Below are 22,564 nucleotides of genomic sequence, written 5' to 3' on the forward strand. Positions count from 1 at the left end.
TCTATTGCTATAACGAAAAATAATGCGCTACCGCTATTACTCCGTTGTATGAGATAATCAGTGAAAACAGAAAAGCTAACACTAAGCCGGCATTTACGGGCCAGCGAACGGTGTAAGTTCCCATCCTTTTTTTATTATTAATCAGGAAGATGATCCCAATGACCACAAGAGGCAGAACGAATACATTGAAAACCTGTGTGAGTATTTGAGCCTGAATTGGGTTTTGTCCTAAAACCGGTACAAGTAAGGAAACAAAAGCCGCTACAGCCGTGATAATACGAAACTGCCTGGAATTAGTATCCAGCTTTCCGCTTTGATAATCTGCCAATAATAGAGGAGCAATCATTAAGCAGGGAAAAATAGACGATAGTCCGGCGCTCAGCGTACCAAAGACAAAGATGGTAAGTGCGAACCGGCCTGCAATGGGGTCAAGCGTATGCACCATATCAAGTACCCGGGTAACGACTTTCCCTTCGTGGTAAAGCGCACCACTGGCCACAGCCATGATGGAGCCACTGATGATGAATACGAGGACCGCAGCAGTTATGGAATCGTTTTTTTGTTTTTTCAGGTCTTTTATTGTCCAGCCTTTCCCTTGGACAAAAAGTGGTCGCGAAAGAAAGGTTGCTGCAGCCATGGTTGTTCCCACAAAAGCTACTGCAAGCATCTTGCCTCCTTCAACTTGAGGTATGGATGGAATTAATCCCTTAATGATTTCGACAGGTTGCGGAAAAACAAAAAACAGGGACACAATGAAGGATAACCCCATGAAGGTCACAAAAATGACCAGTATCTTTTCAAAGAAGCTGTATTTTCCCACAAGCAGCAAGGCATAAAAAGTGAGTATAATCAAAATGGCAATGCCTAATACCACTCCATATTCTGAGGAAGAAAGGGATGGAAAATATAACGCCAGTATTTCATACAGCATGTTGGAGGAAATGCCCAATATGCCTGTCAATGAGTTCCATTGTCCAAAACTAATCCCAACAACAATCAGGATGGCGATCAGCTTTCCTCCTTTCAGGTGCTTTTTAAATCCAAACAAGGCTGTTTCACCGGTGACCAACGTGTATTTCCCATAAGTATAAATCAATACGCCGGAAAAAATACAGCTGAGCAACAAAACCCAAAGTAGTTGCATCCCATAGGAGCTCCCGGCAACGATCATGGAAGTTACGCTTCCTGTGCCGATGGTGTAACCAATGGCGAAAATCCCCGGTCCGAAGGATAGGATGAAAGCAATGAGCCTTTTTAAAAGGGTGCTATTTTGTTTTTCGCTATTCATTTAAAACTTCAATTTCCTGTTTTCGCCGGATTTCAAAACCACGACCTGTTCGCCATTCTTAATTTCTACCGGCTTGGGCCCGCAATTGGTTAACTCCAATCCGTGACTTTCTTTTTTTAGCCACAAATTTGTTTTTTGACTATTGACTGATATTTTCTGACCACCAACATTGACCTCCGAGACGGCCATAAAAAGATAGCTATCGGCCTTGGATAATACCACGCGGGCATCGGTTTGTATGTCTTTCGGACAGTTCTGATTTGAAAAGATCTTCCACCCTTTGGCTTTAAAATCGTCGAACTTATCCGGATTCAACCTAGCCCCGAAATCTTTGAATGGGTATAACAGTGAAATCCAATTGGTCTGTTGTTCGAAATGTTTATCAAAGACAGCCCTGCCTTTGCTGCGGATAGAGGATTTAGCAACCGTATCGGCAGAATCACCTAGTTGTATAATGTCAAGTCCCGCTCCATTCTGGAAAACCGAACGGATATGGTTGTTGTTTTTATCAATGTCGTAATGACCTTGCCAAACTTGCTGTGCAGTGTGTTTTCCCTTCTTTGAAATAAGTTGATCATTGACCAGCCAAAATCCGTCTTTGATGAAAATCACACTCCGGTAATACTTCATTCCAGCATTCGGGTATTCATCCATCGTACCGGCAAAAAAATCAAAATCAGGATTGACCGACCAGGCAAGGACCTTCGGTTGAGGAAGTTTTGCCCACTTCCCAAATCCACTGCCACCGGTATTTCCAGTCCAGTCCCTTCCCTGGGGGATCGAATCGACCAACATGACGTTTTTCACCCACGAGTTTTTAAATGCCTCATAGTCATCAAGGTTATACCGAACCTGATAGTTCGGGAGAACCATGTTTCCATAGGCATAGGCTTCTACACCCAACATATCGCCATGCTGATGATCTGGCTTTTCTTTTGTTAGTCCGGCACTGATAATCATGTACAAATCATCGTTGTCCCATCCCTGGCGCATAATATAATAGCCTGTTTCCGGAAGACTGCACGATCCTATATGGGGTTTCACCTTTTTGATGGTTTTGAGCCGGGCCAGTTGAGCCGGTTTCAAAAACCAGTAATAGGATGATGAAACTTTGGAAGAAGCAAAATACTGATACGCTGGATCTGCAAACAACGCTGTCCCTAAAGCCATTGTCGGACCAATCTCGTTATATTCAGACCATGGCGAATCGGTATCATCCTGTAAAACAGGGGCTTTTTTATTGGGCATGGCAATTTTCGTCAAAACATCGAACAGGCCTTTGATTCTGCTGTTCCAAATCGGAGCAAGTTCAATGTTGTTGATTCTGGCCATTTGGTAAGGATAAAAGTAGTTCTCGATATCATTGATATGATAATGTACCGAACGCTCGAATTGGAACCCATCCGGATAAATCTCTTTATTCAGATGTTCTTCGAGTAGGTTGAGTGAGCGCTCTTTCCATTGACTGGTTCCTTCTATCTCAGGAAATAGAAATGATAACATCGCTAAAGCACTCATCCCCCTTGTTTGGTGGTTTCCCTCGCTGTATTTCGAATTATGATGGTACAATTGTGCACCAGTGTGCAAAAATGTCCGGATCATTTCGATTTGTTGTTGCCAGGTATATTTCGGAGAGGCCAGTAAACACTGATGTGCAAACAACCAGTTAAACATTCTGTATCCTGCCCGAAAGGATTCGTAAGCACCATTGCCATCTTTAACGGTTTCAACCTGCCCACGATCAAATGCTTCGTTTAATGACTTCGCCTGTTCGGGTATATAATTTAAATAAGTTTGGTTTTTGGTGTAAAAATAGAGCAGGGCTATATCGCCTGCCTTTTGCTGACGCGTCAGGTGCCTGTATGGGTAAGAAGTAACCTTTTCGTCTTTCAGGTTTCTAAATGGAATTTTCCACTGCGTCGCAGCAGGATATAATTCAAGATGTTGTAATGCATTCTTGCGGTGAAATGCTTCCCGTCCCGAATACATTTTGTTATAGGCTGCAAACCGGGCATCAAAATTTTTCCAATCGAAAAAATACCTTTCCGAAAATTTCTCTTTGAAATAATTGGCCAGCTGTTCAAGTGCAGCATCTTTTTGCCCCTCTCTATACTCCGATTGAATGTCTTTTAGTTCAGGACTGCGGCTCACATCCAATAGCTCAACTAATTCAGATTCGGTTAAAACATGATCAAACGGCACTATAGCTGTTTGGGGCAGCGCCATTATAGGTATGACTAGTATAATTAAGATGAGAAGGTACTTTTTCATATTCCTTATGTTATTGTTTCAACCAATTTCTTAAGGTTGAAAGATCCTGTTTCATGGCGGTTGTTACTACTTGCGGAGACACCGATAATTTATTGGCTCCCTTATCAGCGCCTCCCAGGGAATATTCGAAATGCAGCGTAAAGTCGCCTGGAATATTCAGTTCGTTTATCAATTTAAAATATCGTTCAAAATCTACCATTCCTTTTCCCAGAGGGACGGTTACGGGCTGCCAGGCACCATCGACCTTTTCCCAAACAAAATCTTTCAGGTCGAGACTGTTGATTTTATCAGCGACATATTTTAAACCTACCGGCCAGGATGGTCCGCCTGAAGCCGTTGCGTGGCGGATATCGTATCGTATCCCCAGGTATTCCGGGTCGATTCCATCGAGCATAATTTCCAGATCCCAAACCGCACCACCAACGTTTTCACCGGCATGATTCTGATAAGCCCCTTTCAATCCGAGCTTCTTATTTAGGGCTGCCAGTTTTACCAATCCTTGATTAATCCGGACCAGATTTTCTTTAATTGTTACAGACGGATCATAGTCAAGCCAACCCGTCCGGTAATTTTTTATCCCCAAACCTGCTGCTGTTTCAAGAATCGGAATGGTAAATGGATCATCAGGGTCCGTAATTGCCGTGGTTATCCTGTCTATGATCAAGCCTTCCCCACGAATAGCTTTTACTGCTCTTGGAAGGTCTTCTGCCACCCGCTCTGGTAACACGTGCCCTTTGGGGCGGACCGTTAGGTCAATGCCATCAAAACCTATCTTCCTTGCCGTTGCTGCCATTTCAGTATACCCCAGCCATTGCAAATGTTTTGAAAAAAGATGAACGTTTCTTTCTGCATTTCCCTTGGGTGAATTCGTTGAATTTCCAGCAACGAGTTTTTGTGTCTGGGCTAAAGTCAAACCGACAGTTGCCACAGAAACAGATTTGATAAATGACCTTCTGCTTTTCATTTTTTCAGGGCAAATTAGAGTGAGGGGGCAGTAATTTACTGCCCCTCACTTTTCTGGTTTATCAAACAATGTCAAACTAAATCAAAAAATCGAATAACCAGGATTTTGAACCAGTTCTACTTTTGGAAGTAGTAATTAAACTTGAAATATGAGCCATCACCACTGGCTTGGCCAATATTAGCGGGAACATCGGCAACAGCGTCAGTGATTTCCAGGAACCCATATTTTATTGTGCCATTCCAGTCTTGCTGTACAATTATAACGTCGCCGGCCCCAAATTCATCTTCATTTCCGGTACCGGTAGTGTAAATCTTAAGGTCACTTGTACTGGCGCCAAAGTTCGAAACAACATCAGGATCAATATCGGTCAACGTTTTATTTTTAACGGCATCAATATATGCCTTTTGCTCTGGGTTGCTTGGATCCAGCACTCCCATTTGGGTAATTTTTACTGCGTTCTCCTTAGGAAGCTTGTCTCCTGTACTACTACATGCATAGTTCTTAATAACACTACCCGCATTACCCGCTTGTCTTAACTGAATATATCCACTTTTTGAAGCATAGGCGATCAAAGAAATATTTGGCTGCAAAACAGTAAGCCAATCAGCACAGGCATCATACACTAATCCGGTATTAAAATCGAGGAAATACTGTCCGTCGGCTCCTCTTGGGTTTAACCGAATGCCTTCATAATAGTTTACTGTAGGTACTATTACTTTGAAACTATCGCTAAGTGTCTTCACTTGCGTTCCACCAAAGTAAGTTGCTTTAACAGTTACGCCGCTGGTAGTAACATTAAACTGATCCTCACTTAGAGTAACCACGAGTGCATCGCTTGTTTGACTTACAATAGAAGCTGATTTATCGTTAAACAATATTTCATCAATTAATGACAGGTTTGTACCTTCAAATTTTATTTCCGTATTTGTAGTACCCTGCTCAGGAACTACAGTAAACTCTGGGAAAATTCGAAATAATGTGATTTTACCCGTAGACACTGCCTGCTTAAGTGTACCATTGTCGTTATAAGTAAAGGAGATATTTGCAGGCTCTTCTGTTTTGTCAAAAAATGGTACTTCAACCGAAATGAAATCATCTGTTCTTTCAACAATCTGGGCTTTCGAAGATCCAAAATAAACATCATAAACAACATCCAAATTTGTCCCCCCTATTTTCATTAGACTATTTGGAAGCAATTGAGCATCTGCAAAATCAGAAATGGTAGGCACTGGATACATAACGGTGAATGCATCAGCTGACGTACTTGAGCCGATATTATTTTCAACTCTAATGTTGCCGGAAACACAACCTTTATTAAGTTTTGCTACCAATACACTGTCGCTAATACGATACTTAAGGGTAGCCAGGCTATCTCCGAAATAAACAGCATTCACCTTACCTAAATTTTCTCCTTTAATGGTAATTTCATCTCCTGACCGACCTGTCGTTGGCTCAAAGCTCGCTATGACAGGCGCATTTTCTTCAGTTGTATTATAAACTAACTTTTCACTACATCCATAGTTAAATGCAATAGTTAGCAATAATATGATTAAACTAATATTTTTCATTGTCCTTTTTTTTGTTGATTAATAACCCGGATTTTGCGTTGCATTGGTAGCTACGGTCATTACACTATTGGGTATCGGCAATAAAAATTGCCATTCCTGTAATTTTCTACCGGACGGACTCAGATAGCTCATATCACTTTGAACTCCTGCATAGTACGGTTCTGTAACTTTTGTACCATCCGCCGAAATCGAGGTTGCAATAACTTCAGTGTTGTAATAGGCTTCCATAACTGTGGCCAACCTGTTAGTTCGCAAAAGATCAAAAAGACGTTGATCCTCAAAAGCAAACTCAAGTCGTCTTTCCTTTTCAATAACAAGCTTCATGTCCCATTGAGTAGGTGCATCTTTTTCAAGCACAGGATCTAGGCCAACCCTAGCCCTCACTTGATTAACATAGGGCAAAGCACTGGCAACACTTGATGTTTCATTTTCAACTTCAGCCAACATGAGTAATACGTCTGCATAGCGAAGAACAATCCAATCATTTTCCGCATCCATCTCATTATCAAATGACGATGTAAATTTAGTAACAAACGGAACAGCACTAAGATTACCACTATCATCAATCCAGGTTTCTTTCATCGCAACATTTTTCCGAATCGAATCACCCTCTGAGTCATAAGCTTCAATGAGATCATTCGTAGGGGTGTTATAGTTATATGCCCTCCCAGGCACGAAAGAACCATCTCGTGGCGAAAAATAATTAGCAAAAGGAGAACCCTGACCATAACCTCCTGACTTATATCGGATTGCGAATATAATCTCGTTGTTCATTTCGTTATTAGAATTAAACACATCAGCATAATTAGCAAGCAAACCGTAGCCACTATTGTCTTTCACATCAATTAATAATGGTTCCGCCTCCGAATAACGTTTTAAGGTTAAATAAACCTTTGCTAACAAAGTTTTTGCAGCCCATGATGTAGCTCGTCCGAGATCCGCATCATCATAAGTATCCGGGAGTAATGCTGTGTTTCCTGATACTCCAGCGGCCAAACTCAAATCATTAATGATTACATCATAAACATCTTGTACAGAACTGCGCGGAAGACTATTTGCTTCCTCAATACTAAGTCTTTTGGTTACAAGAAATACAGGGCCATATAAACGAACAAGATTGAAATAAGTGTATGCCCTAATAAAGCGAGCTTCACCTTCTAGCTGATTCTTTAAATCTTGATCAGTTACAACATCAAGGTTCTCCAGTACCACATTACAGTTATCAATTGTTTTATAAGCCGCCTCCCAATAATTCCGATTTTCATCATGGGTAGTTTCAACTGTAAAGTTATCCAGCTGTCTTAAACGAACGTTTATTGCATCGCCTGTATTTTTTGTGTACAAACGGGCATCATCTGAACGTATTTCAGTAAAACGCCACTCTTCATTAGCCATACTTCTCAAACCACTATAGCATGCCATAGTAGCCATATTAAGTTCCTGATCGTTCTTATAAAAGGAACCTTCTCCCAACTGATCGATCGGTTGCTCGTTTAAAAACTTTTCGCACGATGAGAGTGCAAATACGATCAATACCGTTAACGATATAATGATATATTTTTTCATAAACTATTAAATTTGGCGGTAATTAAAATCTGACATCAATACCTGAACTGTATGTTCTCTGAATAGGGAATGCTCCTCTTTGGTATCCATCAACCAATGGGCTGTCATAGCTACCTGATGTACGCCTGGCTTCAGGGTTAATACCTCTATAGCTAGATGGCCACCAGTAAAACAGGTTTTGTCCGCTTAAATAGAATCTCACATTAGCTAGATTTGCTTTTTTTGCAATGCTCTTAGGTAATGAATATCCAATAGTAAGATCGCGTAAAGCCATGTAGCTGGCGTTCTCAACCGCATAATCAGTTTGTACCTGGGTTATACCGTTTCTTTCATAAGGGGTTTTTCCGTCACCAGGATGATTTGCATCAATCCACCTATTGGTGTTAAAGTTTTTATCGTACCTCACTGTTTCTGCATAGTATATATCACCATTAACAACCTGGGCTCCAACTACACCTTGTAACAAAAACGAAAGGTCAAAATCTTTATAAGTAAGATTATTCGTGATACCCCAGGTAAAGTCTGGCAAAGGATTTCCAATAACTGTGTAATCATTGGCATCAATAACCCCATCACCGTTAATATCTACAGCCCTTAAACCACCCGGAGCATCATTGACATTCGATGGGTTATTGGCAATCTCGTCTGCTGAATTCCAAACGCCTTGCGTTTTGTAGCCATAAAATTGCACAAGCGGATCACCTACCCTTGTCAGGTACATCTCGCCTCTTTCTCCAGTATTTATCTGTTGGTTTTCCCCTCCAAGGTCAAGCACCCTGTTGCGGTTCATCGAATAATTGAAGGTTGTACTCCATTTAAAATCATGACTTCTAAAGTTATGGGTAGTTAATACAACTTCAAGACCTTTGTTTCGCACTTTACCTTTGTTGCTCCAAGCTTGTGTAAAACCTAAGACAGAGCTGACCGAGCGCTCATACAACAAGCTTTTGGTAATTGAATAATAATAATCCACCGACAAATTAATACGACTATCCAAAGCGGTAAAATCAATACCATAGTTAAATTCGTTGGTTTGCTCCCATTGTAACGAGGAATTACCAACAACATTTGATGTATTGGAAATTCCTGGTATTACAGCCCCATTAGAACTGCCCAGCACATAGCTGTTTGGAGACAATACATTGGTATTGGCGTAGTTTGGAATATCATTGGTACCTGTAACACCGTAACTGGCACGTAGCTTCAGTTGGTCAACCCATGATACATTATTTTTAAAAAAATCTTCTTCAGAAATACGCCATCCGAGTGAAACTGAAGGGAAATAACCCCAACGGTTGTTTATACCAAACTTGGAGCTACCATCCCCCCTAAAACTAGCGGACAATAAATATTTATTGTCATACGAATACGCAAGACGCGAGTAAGCGGACACTAAGCCTTCTTCTTCGTCCCAGGTTCCGGTAACATGGTCTGTGCCATCATACTGCAAAATAGTACCGGCAGCGTTGAGCGTATGAATGAAATCGGTGGGGAAGTTATTGCCATATATTCCAGCTGATTTTGTACGTCTCTGCTCAATTGAAAAACCAAGCAAAGCATCGAAACTATGTTTCCCCGTTTTCAACTTGTAGCTCAGGGTGTTTTCAGATAACAAATCAGTAAACAAGTTATTTTCATACAAGGCGCTATTTGGTGACGATGCTGTTTTTGAGTTTACATTTTTATAGGTGTTTTGTGCTGTATATACAACATTAAACCCATTTGATGTTTTAAACTCTAGTCCCTTAGCCAGCTTTACATTCAGATAAAGCGAACCTTGCAGGCGGTAATCATCGCGAGAATAAAATTCGTTATTCATAACCGACAAAGGGTTATTGTTGGAAGTGCTGTAAGGAGAAGCTACCACCGTCCTTTCCAGACCGGTTTGTGGGTCGATACCGGTATATGTTTTATTGCTATAATCATAACCCATGGAATAACTTCCGACTGGCTTACCAGTGAGAGCGGATGTAAAATCATTATGGTACACCGGCAAAAACCTTGGCGTACGCACAAAATCGGTAAAGTTATTGGTAGGCTTTGCCCTCTTGGTAAAGCTCGGTGACATGGTAACACCAATCTTAACTTTGGGTGATAGCTCTGCTTCAATTTTTGACCGAATATTCAACCGATCATATTTATTCTGAAGCATAATACCTTCATCTCCAAGGTAAGATGAGGAAACATAATACTTTAAACCTTTCTTGCCTCCCGATACATTAAATTGTGCATTAAGCACTCCGGCCAGCCTTAAAGCTTCCTTTTGCCAGTTTGTATCGCCAGTTTTTAATGTATACATAGCAAAATACATATCCCCCAAGGTTGTTCCGGAAAGATTGGCTTCGTTAAGCTTCATATTAATAAACTCATCCTTAGTCATCATTGGATGCAACTTATAATAATCTTTAACTCCATACGATACACGTACATTATATTGGGGTTTATTTTCGCTACCACTCTTTGTTGTAACAATGATTACCCCATTAGCAGCTCTGGAACCGTAAATGGCCGCAGAAGCTGCATCTTTCAATACTTCCACCGATTTAATGTCAGCTGCGTCAACCAAACTAAGACCGTCTGAAACCGGAAAACCATCAACAATAACAAGCGGTTGTCCGTTTGCACTGATTGAACCGTTACCCCTCACTGTAATCTTAGGAGCCTCGCCTACCTCCGAAGTGGTATTTTGAATTTGCACCCCAGCCACACGTCCCTGCAACATTTGATCTGTCCTACCCCCAGGTATGTCCTCAAGTCCTTCGGTATTTAATTTCGCAATAGATCCGGTTAGGTGAGATTTCTTTTGCGTACCGTAGCCAACAACCACAACCTCATCCAAATCGGAAATTGACTTGGCTAGTTGCACATCGATTACTGACTTTCCCGCGACAGGCACTTCCTGAGGCTTATATCCAATGAAGGAAAAAACTAAAACAGCCTTTCCATCATCAACTTTTAAAGTATAGTGGCCATTAACATCAGTTATGGTACCATTGGTAGTTCCTTTAATAACGACGGTCGCTCCTATAAGGGGTTCGCCATCATCTTTATCCAATACTCTGCCTTCTATGGTTTGCTGTCCAAAGGCAACAGTAGTCATCCCAATAAAAAGCAGAAGAAACAAGAGACTCTTTTTCATAGATTTTTAATTTGAATTTAATTAGTACCTTTGTGAAAAGGGCATAACAATTCCTGCTTAACTGAATAATTTCTTGTTCTCGATTGCCCAGCAAAGAACATTCTTTCAGCTAATATTCTGGGAAATATGCCATTGAGAAGATTCAAACGGATTAGCACCGTTCGACGGTGCTAATCTTTTCTAACCATCATTATAAAACTGTTCCATAATTCCTATTGTATATTTATCCTTTATATGAAAGACTAAACTCGGAAACATCCTTTAAATGAACGTTCATCGCATCTCTTGCTCCTTTGGCATCTTGCCTGATAATGTGTTCCAGGATGGTTTGGTGCTCATCAAAAGATTTGCGAAATCGCCCTTCTCCACATACATTCAATTTTCTGTATATTTCCAGGATGTCAGGAATAATAATCATCATCAGTGATTTTATGACCATGTTTTGACTGGCTTCTGCGATTTTCAAATGAAAATTAAAATCTTCCTTTACCCCCGGGAGATTCAGGTCAACTTTTGATTTATATTCATCTAATGCTTCTCCAAGTTCATCAATATTTTTGGTTGTCCGACGGATGGCCGCCTGAGAACAGGCATAAGTTTCCATAACAACTCTGGTTTCTACCAAATGAAAAAAATCATTATCATTTAACTGAATCACATTGGAGATGATTCCTTCCATCGCAGTAATGTCAACCGCTGAGACAATAGTCCCACTTTGTGGATTTGTTTTAAGGATTCCATAGAACTCCAACTTTTTTATGGCATCGCGCACATATGTCCTTCCAATCCCAAATAAATCAGACAACTTACGCTCCGATGGGAGTTTATCACCTGGCTTTAATTTTCCGGACACAATCGAGTTGCGAATCTGCTTGATGATTTTATCCACAGGGCTCTCGACCTCTATTTCTTCAAAGCTCTCTTGAAAATCCATAATCCTCTGTACTTTTAATTATCCTGAATATCCTACTGAATACTGAACATGTCCAACCTTGTTTCCGAATCGCCATAAATCAGTGACAATGTGATACTGGTAGAATTGCCGGAGTTGAAGTCGATGGAAGCTTCCTGGTATGCATCCGAAGTGACAGTGGGACTAATAGATGCAAAGCTACTTGAGGGTAAATTATTATCGACAAACACGTAACCGGGAGTGTCATCGCAACCAAACAATACAACAGACAGAATACCTACTATCCCATATAGGTAACGTTTGTGCAGGTTAAGACTCTTAAAACAATTCATAATTACAAGGTTTAAATTCATAGTTTTAAATAATTGGTCGACCAGCTGCCACTAATTGGTTGACCAATATTAAATACAAATCTATTTACCTCAATGGAAAAATCTGGTTTTGTTCCAACCAGTTGTTATCGTATTGACTACGTGAATCTTAATACACTATGTTATAGAACATGTTGGGTAATAAGAGAGAGGTTACGCTCAAATTTCTCTACCACATGACAATGTCCGCCAACCTGGTTAAGTGATTTTTGAGCATCTTGGTCAAACCTGTAACCTGTAACTCTTAAATCAACAATAGTAACTACAGTAACCATCGTAACCGCGAAGCGAAACCCGAAACCCTTCGCGTCGATATTTTGCATAATCTTTTTTTTCACTAACAGAATAATTATCTTCGATAGTCCAAACCTCAGTCCGCTCAATGCAAATGAATACGAACTTCGATTTTCTTTTACAGGAATTCCCAATTCTGGCCAATCTTGGAATGTTAGCCGAACGCTATGTCTACGATGATCCCAATTCTTCTCTGTTCAAAATGCGCCTGCTGGGTGAAAAGATGGTTGAAATCATTTTTGAGGTTCACCAATTGGATTTCCCCTGGGACGATTCGGCGTTTAGACGATTGCAGCTGTTGAAAGATGAGGGAATTATCGATGATAAAATCATCAGCCTTTTCCATACCATCCGCAAGTCCGGTAATCAGGCTGTTCACTCCGGGGAAGCAGCGGATAAATCCAGCATGAGCCTCCTCCTTAGCTGTTTTAAAATGACCAAATGGTTTTACGAAACGTATTCTGAGCAAGGTACTCCGGTTGGAAAAATCAAATTTCATCCTCCGGAGAAAGTGGATTGGGAGAAGGATCTGCAACAGCTGGAAAACGAATATCACCAACTGGAGACTCGGTTCAATGAGCTCCTGAAGGAACGGGAGATTGGTCCCATTAGCTCGGAAAAATCCAACGAAATCAAACAGCGGTCGGCACAGGCTGCGCGGAAAATGGAGATGTCGGAGGCAGAAACCCGCCAGTTGATCGATGCACAACTGCGCGCCGCAGGATGGGAAGCGGATACCCCGACCCTTAACTTTAAGCTACATGGAACCCTTCCGGAAAGAGCGAAAAACCGGGCGATAGCCGAATGGAAGGTCGGTAGCAAATGGGCAGACTATGCGCTCTTCATCGGAACGGAATTAGTTGGTTTGGTAGAAGCGAAAAAGTATGCCCATGATATTTCGACAGACCTGCACCAATCCAAAATATATGCGGAACTGGCTGAAGAAAGTGAATCGGTTCAGTTGTTGGGAAAATGGGGAAATTACCGCGTCCCGTTTCTCTTTTCCACGAACGGACGAACGTTTCTGGAACAAATCAAAACCAAGAGCGGTATTTGGTTTGTCGATATCCGGAATGCCCGGAACCAGGCACGCTCGTTAAAAGGATGGTTTTCGCCGGAAGGCGTAACAAAACTTTGGAAACAGAATATTCAGGAAGCTGAACAGAAACTAAAAGAGAATGACCCCGATTACCTGCTGGATAAAGCGGGACTCTCACTGCGCGATTATCAGCTGAAAGCCATAACGAAGGTGGAAGAGACCATCATCGGTGACCCGGATAGAGGAAGAATATTACTGGCCATGGCGACTGGTACCGGCAAAACACGCACCATCATCGGGTTGGTTTACCGCCTGATTCAGTCCAACCGCTTCCGACGCATTCTTTTCCTGGTCGATCGGCGGTTGCTGGCAAAGCAGGCTATTGACGATTTCAAGGACAACAAGATTGAAGACCTCAATACGTTCTCGGAGATATACCAGGTACAGGAGTTAAAGGATTTGGTCCCGGAGCTGGAAACCCGGCTGCATTTCGCCACTGTGCAAAGCATGGTAAAACGCCTCTTTTATGCCGAAAATGATGCGGATGGATTGCCGGTCGATTCATACGACTGTATTGTCGTTGATGAGGCTCACCGGGGATACCTGATGGACCGGGAGATGGATGAGGAAGAACTGGAATTCAAAAACCAGCAGGATTACATCAGCAAATACCGGAGTGTACTCGACTATTTCGACGCCACCGCCATCGGACTAACCGCTACTCCGGCTTTGCATACCACCGAAATCTTTGGTTCGCCGGTATTCACATACTCTTACCGGGAAGCAGTCATCGACGGGTATTTAATTGACCACGAACCGCCTTATATCATCAAGACCAAACTCAGCGATGAGGGCATTGTCTGGGAAAAAGGGGAGCAACCCAAAGTGTTGGATAAAGAAACGAATGCCATCGTGGAGTTGGAGAAGCTGGAAGATGAGTTGGCGATCAACATTGAGGGGTTCAACAAGCTGGTGATTACCGAGAATTTTAACCGGACGGTCATTGAACAGCTGGTTCAGGAAATCGACCCGGAAGGGGAAGAAAAGACATTGATTTTTGCCGCTAACGACGAACATGCCGACCTGGTGGTATCGCTTTTGAAAGAAGAGTTTGAAAAGATTGGGGTGGATGTCTACGATGACGCCATTCAGAAAATTACGGGAAAATCGTACGATCCGATAGAACAGGTCCGGCGCTATAAAAACGAGAAGTACCCGACCATTGCCGTGACGGTCGATTTGCTGACGACCGGTGTGGATGTACCGCCCATCTGCAACCTGGTGTTTTTACGCCGGGTCAAATCGAGAATCCTGTACGAACAAATGCTGGGGCGTGCCACCCGCCGATGTGATGACATCGGCAAGGAAATCTTCCGGATTTACGATGCGGTCCGCATTTATGAAGCGCTGGAAGACTATACGCAAATGAAACCGATTGCGGTTAATCCCAAAGCCACATTTACCCAGTTGGTGGAGGAAATGCAGCACATCAACAGCAACGACCGGGCGCGGAAACAACTGGAACAAATCATTGCCAAATTTCAACGGAAAAGACGTTTGCTGCAAAACAACAAACTGGAGCAATTCACCTACCGGAGTGGAGGAAAGGAACCGGATGAATTTGTGGACAACCTCAAGAAGTCGATGCAGGATAATAATTATGACGACCTCATCCAGTACAAGTCTGTTTGGGGTTTCCTGGATGAGCTGAAACCGGGCCCATCGGTGCAATACGTCTCCGAGCACGAAGACGAAACCCGGGGCATTGAACGCGGTTATGGAAAAGGACAAAAGCCCGAAGATTACTTAGTGAGTTTCCGGCAGTTCATCGCCGAGAATCTCAATAAAATAGCGGCCCTGAAGTTGATCTGCACCCGTCCGCAGGAACTGGATCGCCAATCGCTGAAAGAACTCAGACTGGAGTTGGACAAGCATGGTTTTTCAACATCAGCTTTAAACTCGGCATGGAGAGAAAGCCGCAATGAAGATATCGCTGCCGACATCATTTCCTTCATCCGTACCCTGGCACTGGGCGATGCATTGGTGAGTCATGAGGAACGAATCCGACGGGCCATGAACAAAGTCCGGGGCATGAACAGCTGGAACAAAATTCAGCTGCGGTGGATTGACCGTTTTGAGAAACAACTCCTCCAGGAGAATATCTTGCAAAAAACCGATCTGGATCTCGATCCCTTCCGGACGAACGGAGGCTACCAGCGTCTCGACAAAATTTTCAACAACGAGTTGGAACAGGTTATCCGGGTGATGAATGAGAACCTATACATAACAGCATGAGCATAAAAGAATCACTTCAGAATTTTCTTGGCGACCAAAGTAGCTCCGATACGCATCTGCAAAAATCCATGCGCCATCATCAAAGCTGGTGGAGAACCTTTGTGTTGGGTGAAGAACAGGGCATACATCCCATTTTAAGCGATAAATTGATAGGAAGTAGCATCAGGGATGGGGAAAGTACCGGAGGGAATTTTCTGGACGAATTTGCCCTGGAAGCGGCTAAAGAGGAGCTGGAGAACCGGAGAGGTCAATCAAAGGGATTGATAAAGGAAGACCGGCTCTTTAATAACCTACTCTCGAGTCAACCCCTTTGCTTCAATTTCTTCGGCAGGTTAAAATATAATCTCCCCTTGGCAACAACCGCATTTCAACCATTCTACCCCAACCTGAAAGAGGTAACGAACATTCATTTCGAGTTTGCCCCCAATGTCGCGCAGAATGGTGACAACTCGGCTCATGATGTCGCACTTGAATTCATCTCGGATGATAACAAACGGGGCCTTATCGGGCTCGAGTGCAAATACACGGAACCATTTTCTCCCAAAGAATACACCAGCGATACCTACAAGGAATTGTATCATCGCTCGGAAGCATTTACCGCTCCCTACGACCAGCTGGTCAACACACGTTACAATCAGCTTTTCCGGAATCAGTTGATCATCGAATCGGCGCTACTGAATGGAATGTATGATTTGGCTTACAGCGGATTATTCTGTTACCAACACGATGAGAATGCGCTGACCAAAGGAAATGCCTTTCAGAAAATGTTGAAAAACGGGGAAGAAAGATTTAAAATAATCACCTTTGCTAACCTGATTGAGGCCATCCAGAAAATGGATATCGATTGGGAGACCCGGGAATGGAGCATGTTGCTCTGGGCCCGGTATTGTGGAACAGAATTGAGCAAACGATTGACACCATGAGTGCAGAAGAAATAGCCCAAAAACTGTGGGGTTTATGTAACGTGCTCCGCGACGACGGGGTCACCTACCACCAGTATCTGAATGAATTGACATACATCCTCTTCATCAAACTGAGTGAGGTGAAGGGATTTGAAGACGAGTTGCCGGAAGAATACCGGTGGAACACGCTGAAAAGTATCAGCGACAACAAAGAGCTGTTCAATACCTACCGGGAATTGCTCGCCACCATCAGCAATAAGAGCAAGAATACCAACATCCGGGAAATTTTTACCAATGCATCCACCACCCTCCGGAAGCCGGTGAATTTGCACACGCTGGTGACCAGCATCGACCAGATTGACTGGTACGACGAGCACGACCGCGATGTGATGGGTGATATCTATGAAGATTTGCTGGAACGCAACGCCACCGAGAAAAAAAGCGGTGCCGGGCAGTATTTCACACCTCGCCCGTTGATTAACGTCATGGTGGAGCTGATGGCGCCCAAGCTTGGTGAACGCTGGAATGACCCGGCCTGTGGAACATTTGGGTTTCCCATTTCCATCAACCAGTATTTGATTGACCGGTACGACTATGGTTACAGCCTGGGCGAAAAGGACCGGGTCTTTCAGCAAACCGAAGCGTTGAGCGGAGTGGAACTGGTGCAGGATGCGCACCGCCTGGCATTGATGAATGCCAAGCTTCACGGACTCGACAGCACCATTTACCTGAACGATTCGCTGAGTGAGTTTGGAAAGAAACTGAGAAATTTCGACGGGGTATTGGCGAATCCGCCGTTTGGAACGAAGAAAGGTGGGGAACGTCCTTCACGCGACGATTTTACCTACCCGACCAGCAACAAGCAGCTGAACTTCCTGCAGCACATCTACCGTTCGCTACACAAAAAGGGAGGGGCCCGCGCAGCGGTGGTATTACCAGACAACGTACTGTTCGAAGATAATGACGGTGCCAAAATCCGGCGCGACTTGATGGACAAATGCCGGTTGCATACCATCCTGCGGTTGCCGACGGGTATCTTTTATGCCCAGGGGGTGAAGACCAACGTGCTCTTCTTTGAGCGGGGAACCACCGAAACCGGCAATACCGACCGGGTCTGGTACTACGACATGCGCACCAATGTTCCCAGCTATGGGAAGCGGACACCGTTTACCCAAGCTGCGTTTGAGGGATTTATCAAAGCGTACACCGGCGGTTTCAAACCGGATGAAGTGACAAAGAAGTACGACGGAACCATTGACCACGCCAAACGCGAAGCCATTGAAGACGAACGCTGGCAATGCATTTCCCGCGAACAGATTGCCAAAAAGAACGATTCACTAGATTTAGGTTTGATAGCCGACACAAGCAACGGTAACGGACGGGAACTGGGGGAACCGGTTGATTTGGCACGTGAAGCGGCTAATGAATTGAAAAGCGTGATGAAGGAACTGGAGGCAATCATTAAAGAATTGGAGTAGGATGATCGAGAAACATTTTCCAGATAGTTGGTGTGAGGCGACAATAAAGGAGGTTAACTTTAAAAAGTCTCAAAACATTGACCCTTCCAAATTCCCAGATAATTGGTTTGAGTTGTATAGTGTTCCCATATTTGAGGATGGAAAACCAGAAATAATCCAGGGGAGTGAGATTGGTTCAACGAAGCAGGTTGTATGTGAAAATGAAGTGTTGATTTGTAAAATAAATCCGAGAATAAACAGGGTCTGGAAAGTTGGAAATTTCACAGAAAATCAGAAAATCGCTTCTTCTGAATGGATCGTTGTTAATACTGGCAACTATATCGATACTGGCTTTGCTAGGTATTTATTTACCGCACCGTTTTTTAGGCAAATGCTGCAGAGCGAAGTTTCCGGAGTGGGAGGTTCGTTAACTCGGGCACGCCCCAAATTGGTAGAGAATTATGCTTTTCCTCTTCCTCCCCTTGCTGAGCAGCAACGCATCGTTGTCAAACTCGACAGCCTGTTTGCCCGCATCGAAAAGATGAAAGGCAGCCTGGAGCGCATCCCGCAACTGCTGAAAGATTTCCGCCAGGCCGTCCTAACCCAGGCTGTCACCGGAAAATTGACGGAAGAGTGGCGGGGAGGAAGAGAGTTGGAAGAATGGCAGAAACTTATTTCTTCAGAAATTTTCTCATTTGTCACAAGCGGCTCAAGAGGATGGGCAAAATATTACTCTAAAAAAGGAGAGCAATTATTCGTTCGAATAACGAACATGGATTATGGGACGTTTAAGCTTAACCTTGCTCGGACTAAACTACAGTTCCTTGATTTACCTGATTCATCGGAAGGAAGAAGAACGTTGCTTCAACCGAAGGATATTTTAATATCGATAACTGCAGACGTAGGTATGATCTCCTTAATTCCAGATGATTTTAAATATGAAGCATATGTAAATCAACATATTTGTTTAGCTCGTCCCAAAGCTGATTTCAATGAAAAATACATCGCTTTATACTTAATGTCCGAGAGTGGGCTTGGACAATTTGAAGAGAAAAAAAGAGGTGTTACAAAAGTTGGACTAACACTGGGAGACATTAAAAGTTTAATGATCCCTATACCTTCGTTTGAAGAGCAGCAAGAAATCGTCCGACGGGTAGAATCCCTTTTTGTTAAAGCCGATAAAATAAAAGCCCAGTACCAAATCATAAAAGAGAAAATCGAACAGCTGCCACAAGCCATCTTAGCGAAAGCTTTCCGAGGTGAGCTGGTGGAACAGTTGCCCTCTGACGGAGACGCCCGGGAGTTACTGGAGCAAATCAAACAGGCCCGGGCCGAGCTGGAGAAAAAACCGAAAACAACAGCCAAACGTGGTAAAACCCGGAAGCTGGCGCAGGAAAGAGCGGAGAAGAGGGTGGCGGAGCCAAAAGTAGAATACAAGAAATCATAATATCACTTTAAAGTTAAATTTTAAAACAAATGTTGTACAATATTCAACTTTTTAGTGTAATCAAGATAAAAACATCTTAACTTTGTCACGAATGACAACCAAAGCAGAGGTTGAACGTTTTTTGAAAGACTTTAAGGTCAAAACGGGCATTTTTCAAATCATCTACATGAATAGAGGGAAAAATGCTCAGGCTCTCCTGGACCTCGACATCAGCCCGAATCGCAGAACAGAAATCATTGAAAAGCTGACGACAGAAGATTATTCAGAAGGTCCGTTGGAAGAGAATATGCGCGGATTACCGCCAATGTGGGTGTTTGGAAAAATGGTGAAAAAACAGGAAGTGTACATCAAAATCAGTATGGGTAGGGAGAATTCAAATACCATCTGTATCTCATTTCACTTGGCCGAGCACTCAATGAATTACCCATTCAAATAAAAAACCATGAAACCAGCCATGAAAAGTCCGTTTACAGGGAAGGATATGATAGTCGTAAAGGAACAGCGGACCATGACATACCGGAAGGAGCCTTTTGATGTCATATTTCACGCGTATCAATGTGAAGATACCGGTGAGCAGTTCGAAGATGAGCATTTCGCTCAATTGAACTATCAACAGGTGGTTCATCAGTACCGGGTCAGGCATCGCATCCCGTTTCCGGAACAAATCAAAGCCATTCGGGAAAAGTATGGTCTCTCTGCTGCAAAAATGTCGGAGATAATGGGCATGGGGGCCAACTCCTGGGGGCTGTATGAAAAAGGTGAAGTCCCGTCCAAAGCTCACGCCAGCTTGATTCAGCTTATCCGCGATCCGGATAACTTTGAGCTGCAGGTATCGAAATTTGCTGAACTCAAAGAGGCCGAAAAGGCAAAAATATTAAAACGCATCAGTAAGCTGAAAAACGAAGGGATTGACTTCAATGATCAGCTCCTTCGTTTCAAAAACGAACCAGACCTCGTCACCGGATTTAAAGAGTTTAACCGGGAAAAAACCAAACAGGTTATCCAATTTTTTGCGGAGTATTTAAAGCCATATAAAACAAAGCTCAACAAGCTGCTCTTTTATTCTGACTTTGCCTTCTTCAGAGCGTACGGGGAAAGCATCACCGGCTTAAAATACCAGGCCATCCAATTCGGACCTGTACCCGTGAATTATGACATCCTTTTCGGTGCATTAGCCAATACAGATGTCATTGATGTGGAATATGCAATGACATCCAAGGGCGAGGTGGAACGGATTCTCCCATCGCCAGTCAACCCGTTCAACAAATCATTGCTTACAGAACAGGAGCTCGAAGTACTGGAGTACGTCGCTCAGAAATTCAGAAAGACCGGAGCAGCAGAAATCGCGGAAATCAGCCACAAAGAACCCGCCTGGATAGACAACATTGAAGAGAAGAGCATCATCCCGTTCTTCTATGCTTTTGATTTGAGGATGGTGTAAAACAGCGCTGTAAAAAGCATTCTTTGTTTAATTCGTGTAATCCGGATTCAAAAATTAGCGTAATCTGTTTTAATGTCAATCCGTGAACTAAATCCGCCCCTATCGGTGGTTTTTCTCACCTTCACCGTTTCTCCCACTCTCCCCCTTCACACCAAAATGATTCCCACCAATTTAACCATTGGCATAGTATCGGAATATGTTTGTCGATAAAATATCCCAAATTGTCGATTGCGTTTTAGAAAGACGACCTGTCCAAATACTTTTATATCAATAAAATCATAAAAACGTATTGATATGAAAGCAATAAAATCAATTTTGGCAATAGCATTCTTTTTAACGTGTAGTTTAACTTTTGCACAACCTCCGGGTGGTGGACAACGGGACGGGCAACAAGGCCCTCCACCAATTCCGAACAATAAACAGATTACACAGTTGGTCAGCGACTTGGCCGACAACCTTTCACTAAGTGACGAACAGGAAGTCAAAGTTCTTGAATTATACAAAGAGCATTTCGCACAAGTGAAAGCAAAAACATCGGGCAATAGTCGTCTCAAAAGGGAAGAAATGGAAGCGCTAAACACTGCCCTTGTAAAAAAAGTGAAGGCTGAATTAACAAAGGAACAAACCAGTAAATATGAAGCCTATCTGAAAAAGCAAAGCAAACAAAGACCTCGTAGGAGGTAATAAAATTTAAAAATGAAACGGGCATGACAACAAATTTGGCTCACACACAACGAATTGAAATCATGTGAGTTCCTGGATGTGCAGAAATATTTCGAACACTCAGAAATCAAAGAAATTTAAACAGATGAAATTGTGATGCAAAGCAAACCTGACAAATACAGATTTAACAAAGTTGGACTATTTCCATCTATTTCATTAGGAGAAATGGAGAAGGTAAGGCTAATGAACCGTACCGATACCAAGTACTGGTTCCATGCCAACCATCTGCACCGGCTACTGGAAATGGTTCAGGACAACTATTTCATTCTGAACATGCATAACGAAGTTGCCCTGCCCTACTCAACCATATACTACGACACGGATAGAAACCGGATGTTTACAGCCCACCATAATGGCAAACTCAATCGCTATAAAATCAGGCGACGGTGCTATGTATCCAGTGGTATTGGCTTTTTAGAAGTAAAATTTAAAACCAACAAAGGCAGGACCATAAAAAAAAGGATACCGACCGATATTGAAAATAACGAGTTCAATGAAATAGAAAACGTATTTATACAGGGTATCACACCTTTTTCAGTTGAAGACTTAATACCCTCACTAATTAATAATTTTTCGCGCATTACGCTGGTCAATAAAAACTTCAACGAGCGTTGTACCATCGATTTCAATCTGAATTTTGCACATAACGCCAAACAAATTACGCTTAACAATCTGGTTATTGTTGAAATTAAAGCGGATGGTTCGCCATCCGGATCGCCACTTGCCAGGGCTTTGCGCAACCAACGAATAAAAATCTCAGGATTCAGCAAATACTGCATTGGCCGAACAGTAATTGATTCTGGAATCAAACGAAATGCGTTCAAACACAAAGTCAGAATGATTGAAAAAACAATCAACATAACAGGTTTGTATCACGATTAATTCA

16 protein-coding genes are annotated in these 22,564 nt (G+C 42.8%); 8 read left to right on the plus strand and 8 right to left on the minus strand.

Annotation, left to right across the window (positions count from 1 at the left end; all coding sequences use genetic code 11):
- Nucleotides 1-7 precede the first annotated feature (7 nt).
- From AC060N_RS14770 to AC060N_RS14805, 8 genes are all read right to left on the minus strand, one after another.
- Nucleotides 8-1,288, minus strand: coding sequence for an Nramp family divalent metal transporter (locus tag AC060N_RS14770; protein ID WP_479524493.1), 1,281 nt, complete (start codon nucleotides 1,286-1,288; stop codon nucleotides 8-10).
- Nucleotides 1,289-3,559: a heparinase II/III family protein gene (locus tag AC060N_RS14775; protein ID WP_479524494.1), complete on the minus strand. Its 2,271-nt coding sequence runs from the start codon at nucleotides 3,557-3,559 to the stop codon at nucleotides 1,289-1,291.
- A gap of 10 nt (nucleotides 3,560-3,569) precedes the next feature.
- Complete coding sequence (locus AC060N_RS14780; RefSeq protein WP_479524495.1) at nucleotides 3,570-4,523, minus strand: sugar phosphate isomerase/epimerase family protein; 954 nt, start codon at nucleotides 4,521-4,523, stop codon at nucleotides 3,570-3,572.
- Nucleotides 4,524-4,639: 116 nt separating this feature from the next.
- A complete protein-coding gene (locus AC060N_RS14785; protein ID WP_479524496.1) occupies nucleotides 4,640-6,091 on the minus strand; it encodes an IPT/TIG domain-containing protein in 1,452 nt (483 codons plus the stop codon).
- Nucleotides 6,092-6,109: 18 nt separating this feature from the next.
- Nucleotides 6,110-7,657 (minus strand): RagB/SusD family nutrient uptake outer membrane protein, encoded by a 1,548-nt coding sequence (locus tag AC060N_RS14790; RefSeq protein ID WP_479524497.1) that lies wholly within the window; start codon nucleotides 7,655-7,657, stop codon nucleotides 6,110-6,112.
- A 22-nt stretch (nucleotides 7,658-7,679) separates the two neighbouring features.
- On the minus strand, nucleotides 7,680-10,796 hold the full coding sequence (locus AC060N_RS14795; RefSeq protein WP_479524498.1) for a SusC/RagA family TonB-linked outer membrane protein: 3,117 nt from the start codon (nucleotides 10,794-10,796) through the stop codon (nucleotides 7,680-7,682).
- Between the two features lie 223 nt (nucleotides 10,797-11,019).
- On the minus strand, nucleotides 11,020-11,730 hold the full coding sequence (locus AC060N_RS14800) for a FadR/GntR family transcriptional regulator (RefSeq protein ID WP_479524499.1): 711 nt from the start codon (nucleotides 11,728-11,730) through the stop codon (nucleotides 11,020-11,022).
- Between the two features lie 32 nt (nucleotides 11,731-11,762).
- Nucleotides 11,763-12,041 carry a hypothetical protein gene (locus AC060N_RS14805; protein WP_479524500.1) on the minus strand — a complete coding sequence of 93 codons (279 nt, stop codon included), beginning with the start codon at nucleotides 12,039-12,041 and terminating at the stop codon, nucleotides 11,763-11,765.
- A gap of 421 nt (nucleotides 12,042-12,462) precedes the next feature.
- On the opposite strand from AC060N_RS14805, the gene hsdR reads away from it, so the two are divergent.
- The 8 genes from hsdR to AC060N_RS14845 all read left to right on the plus strand — a co-directional run bounded on the left by hsdR (nucleotide 12,463) and on the right by AC060N_RS14845 (nucleotide 22,560).
- Nucleotides 12,463-15,708: a type I restriction-modification system endonuclease gene (hsdR, locus tag AC060N_RS14810; protein ID WP_479524501.1), complete on the plus strand. Its 3,246-nt coding sequence runs from the start codon at nucleotides 12,463-12,465 to the stop codon at nucleotides 15,706-15,708.
- A complete protein-coding gene (locus tag AC060N_RS14815; protein ID WP_479524502.1) occupies nucleotides 15,705-16,631 on the plus strand; it encodes a PGN_0703 family putative restriction endonuclease in 927 nt (308 codons plus the stop codon). Before hsdR ends, AC060N_RS14815 begins: the two co-directional genes overlap by 4 nt.
- Entirely contained in the window at nucleotides 16,628-18,088 is a 1,461-nt protein-coding gene (locus AC060N_RS14820) for a class I SAM-dependent DNA methyltransferase (protein WP_479524503.1), read from the plus strand. The genes AC060N_RS14815 and AC060N_RS14820 overlap by 4 nt, the downstream gene beginning before the upstream one ends.
- Before the next feature lies 1 nt (nucleotide 18,089).
- Entirely contained in the window at nucleotides 18,090-19,514 is a 1,425-nt protein-coding gene (locus tag AC060N_RS14825) for a restriction endonuclease subunit S (RefSeq protein WP_479524504.1), read from the plus strand.
- A 91-nt stretch (nucleotides 19,515-19,605) separates the two neighbouring features.
- Nucleotides 19,606-19,950, plus strand: a complete 345-nt coding sequence (locus tag AC060N_RS14830) for a toxin (RefSeq protein WP_479524505.1) — start codon at nucleotides 19,606-19,608, stop codon at nucleotides 19,948-19,950.
- Between the two features lie 6 nt (nucleotides 19,951-19,956).
- Nucleotides 19,957-20,955, plus strand: coding sequence for a type II TA system antitoxin MqsA family protein (locus AC060N_RS14835; protein ID WP_479524506.1), 999 nt, complete (start codon nucleotides 19,957-19,959; stop codon nucleotides 20,953-20,955).
- A 294-nt stretch (nucleotides 20,956-21,249) separates the two neighbouring features.
- A complete protein-coding gene (locus tag AC060N_RS14840) occupies nucleotides 21,250-21,639 on the plus strand; it encodes a hypothetical protein (RefSeq protein WP_479524507.1) in 390 nt (129 codons plus the stop codon).
- A gap of 135 nt (nucleotides 21,640-21,774) precedes the next feature.
- Nucleotides 21,775-22,560, plus strand: coding sequence for a polyphosphate polymerase domain-containing protein (locus tag AC060N_RS14845; RefSeq protein ID WP_479526998.1), 786 nt, complete (start codon nucleotides 21,775-21,777; stop codon nucleotides 22,558-22,560).
- The last annotated feature ends 4 nt before the right edge of the window (nucleotides 22,561-22,564 follow it).

This window comes from Prolixibacter sp. DSM 2831, from assembly GCF_056493735.1.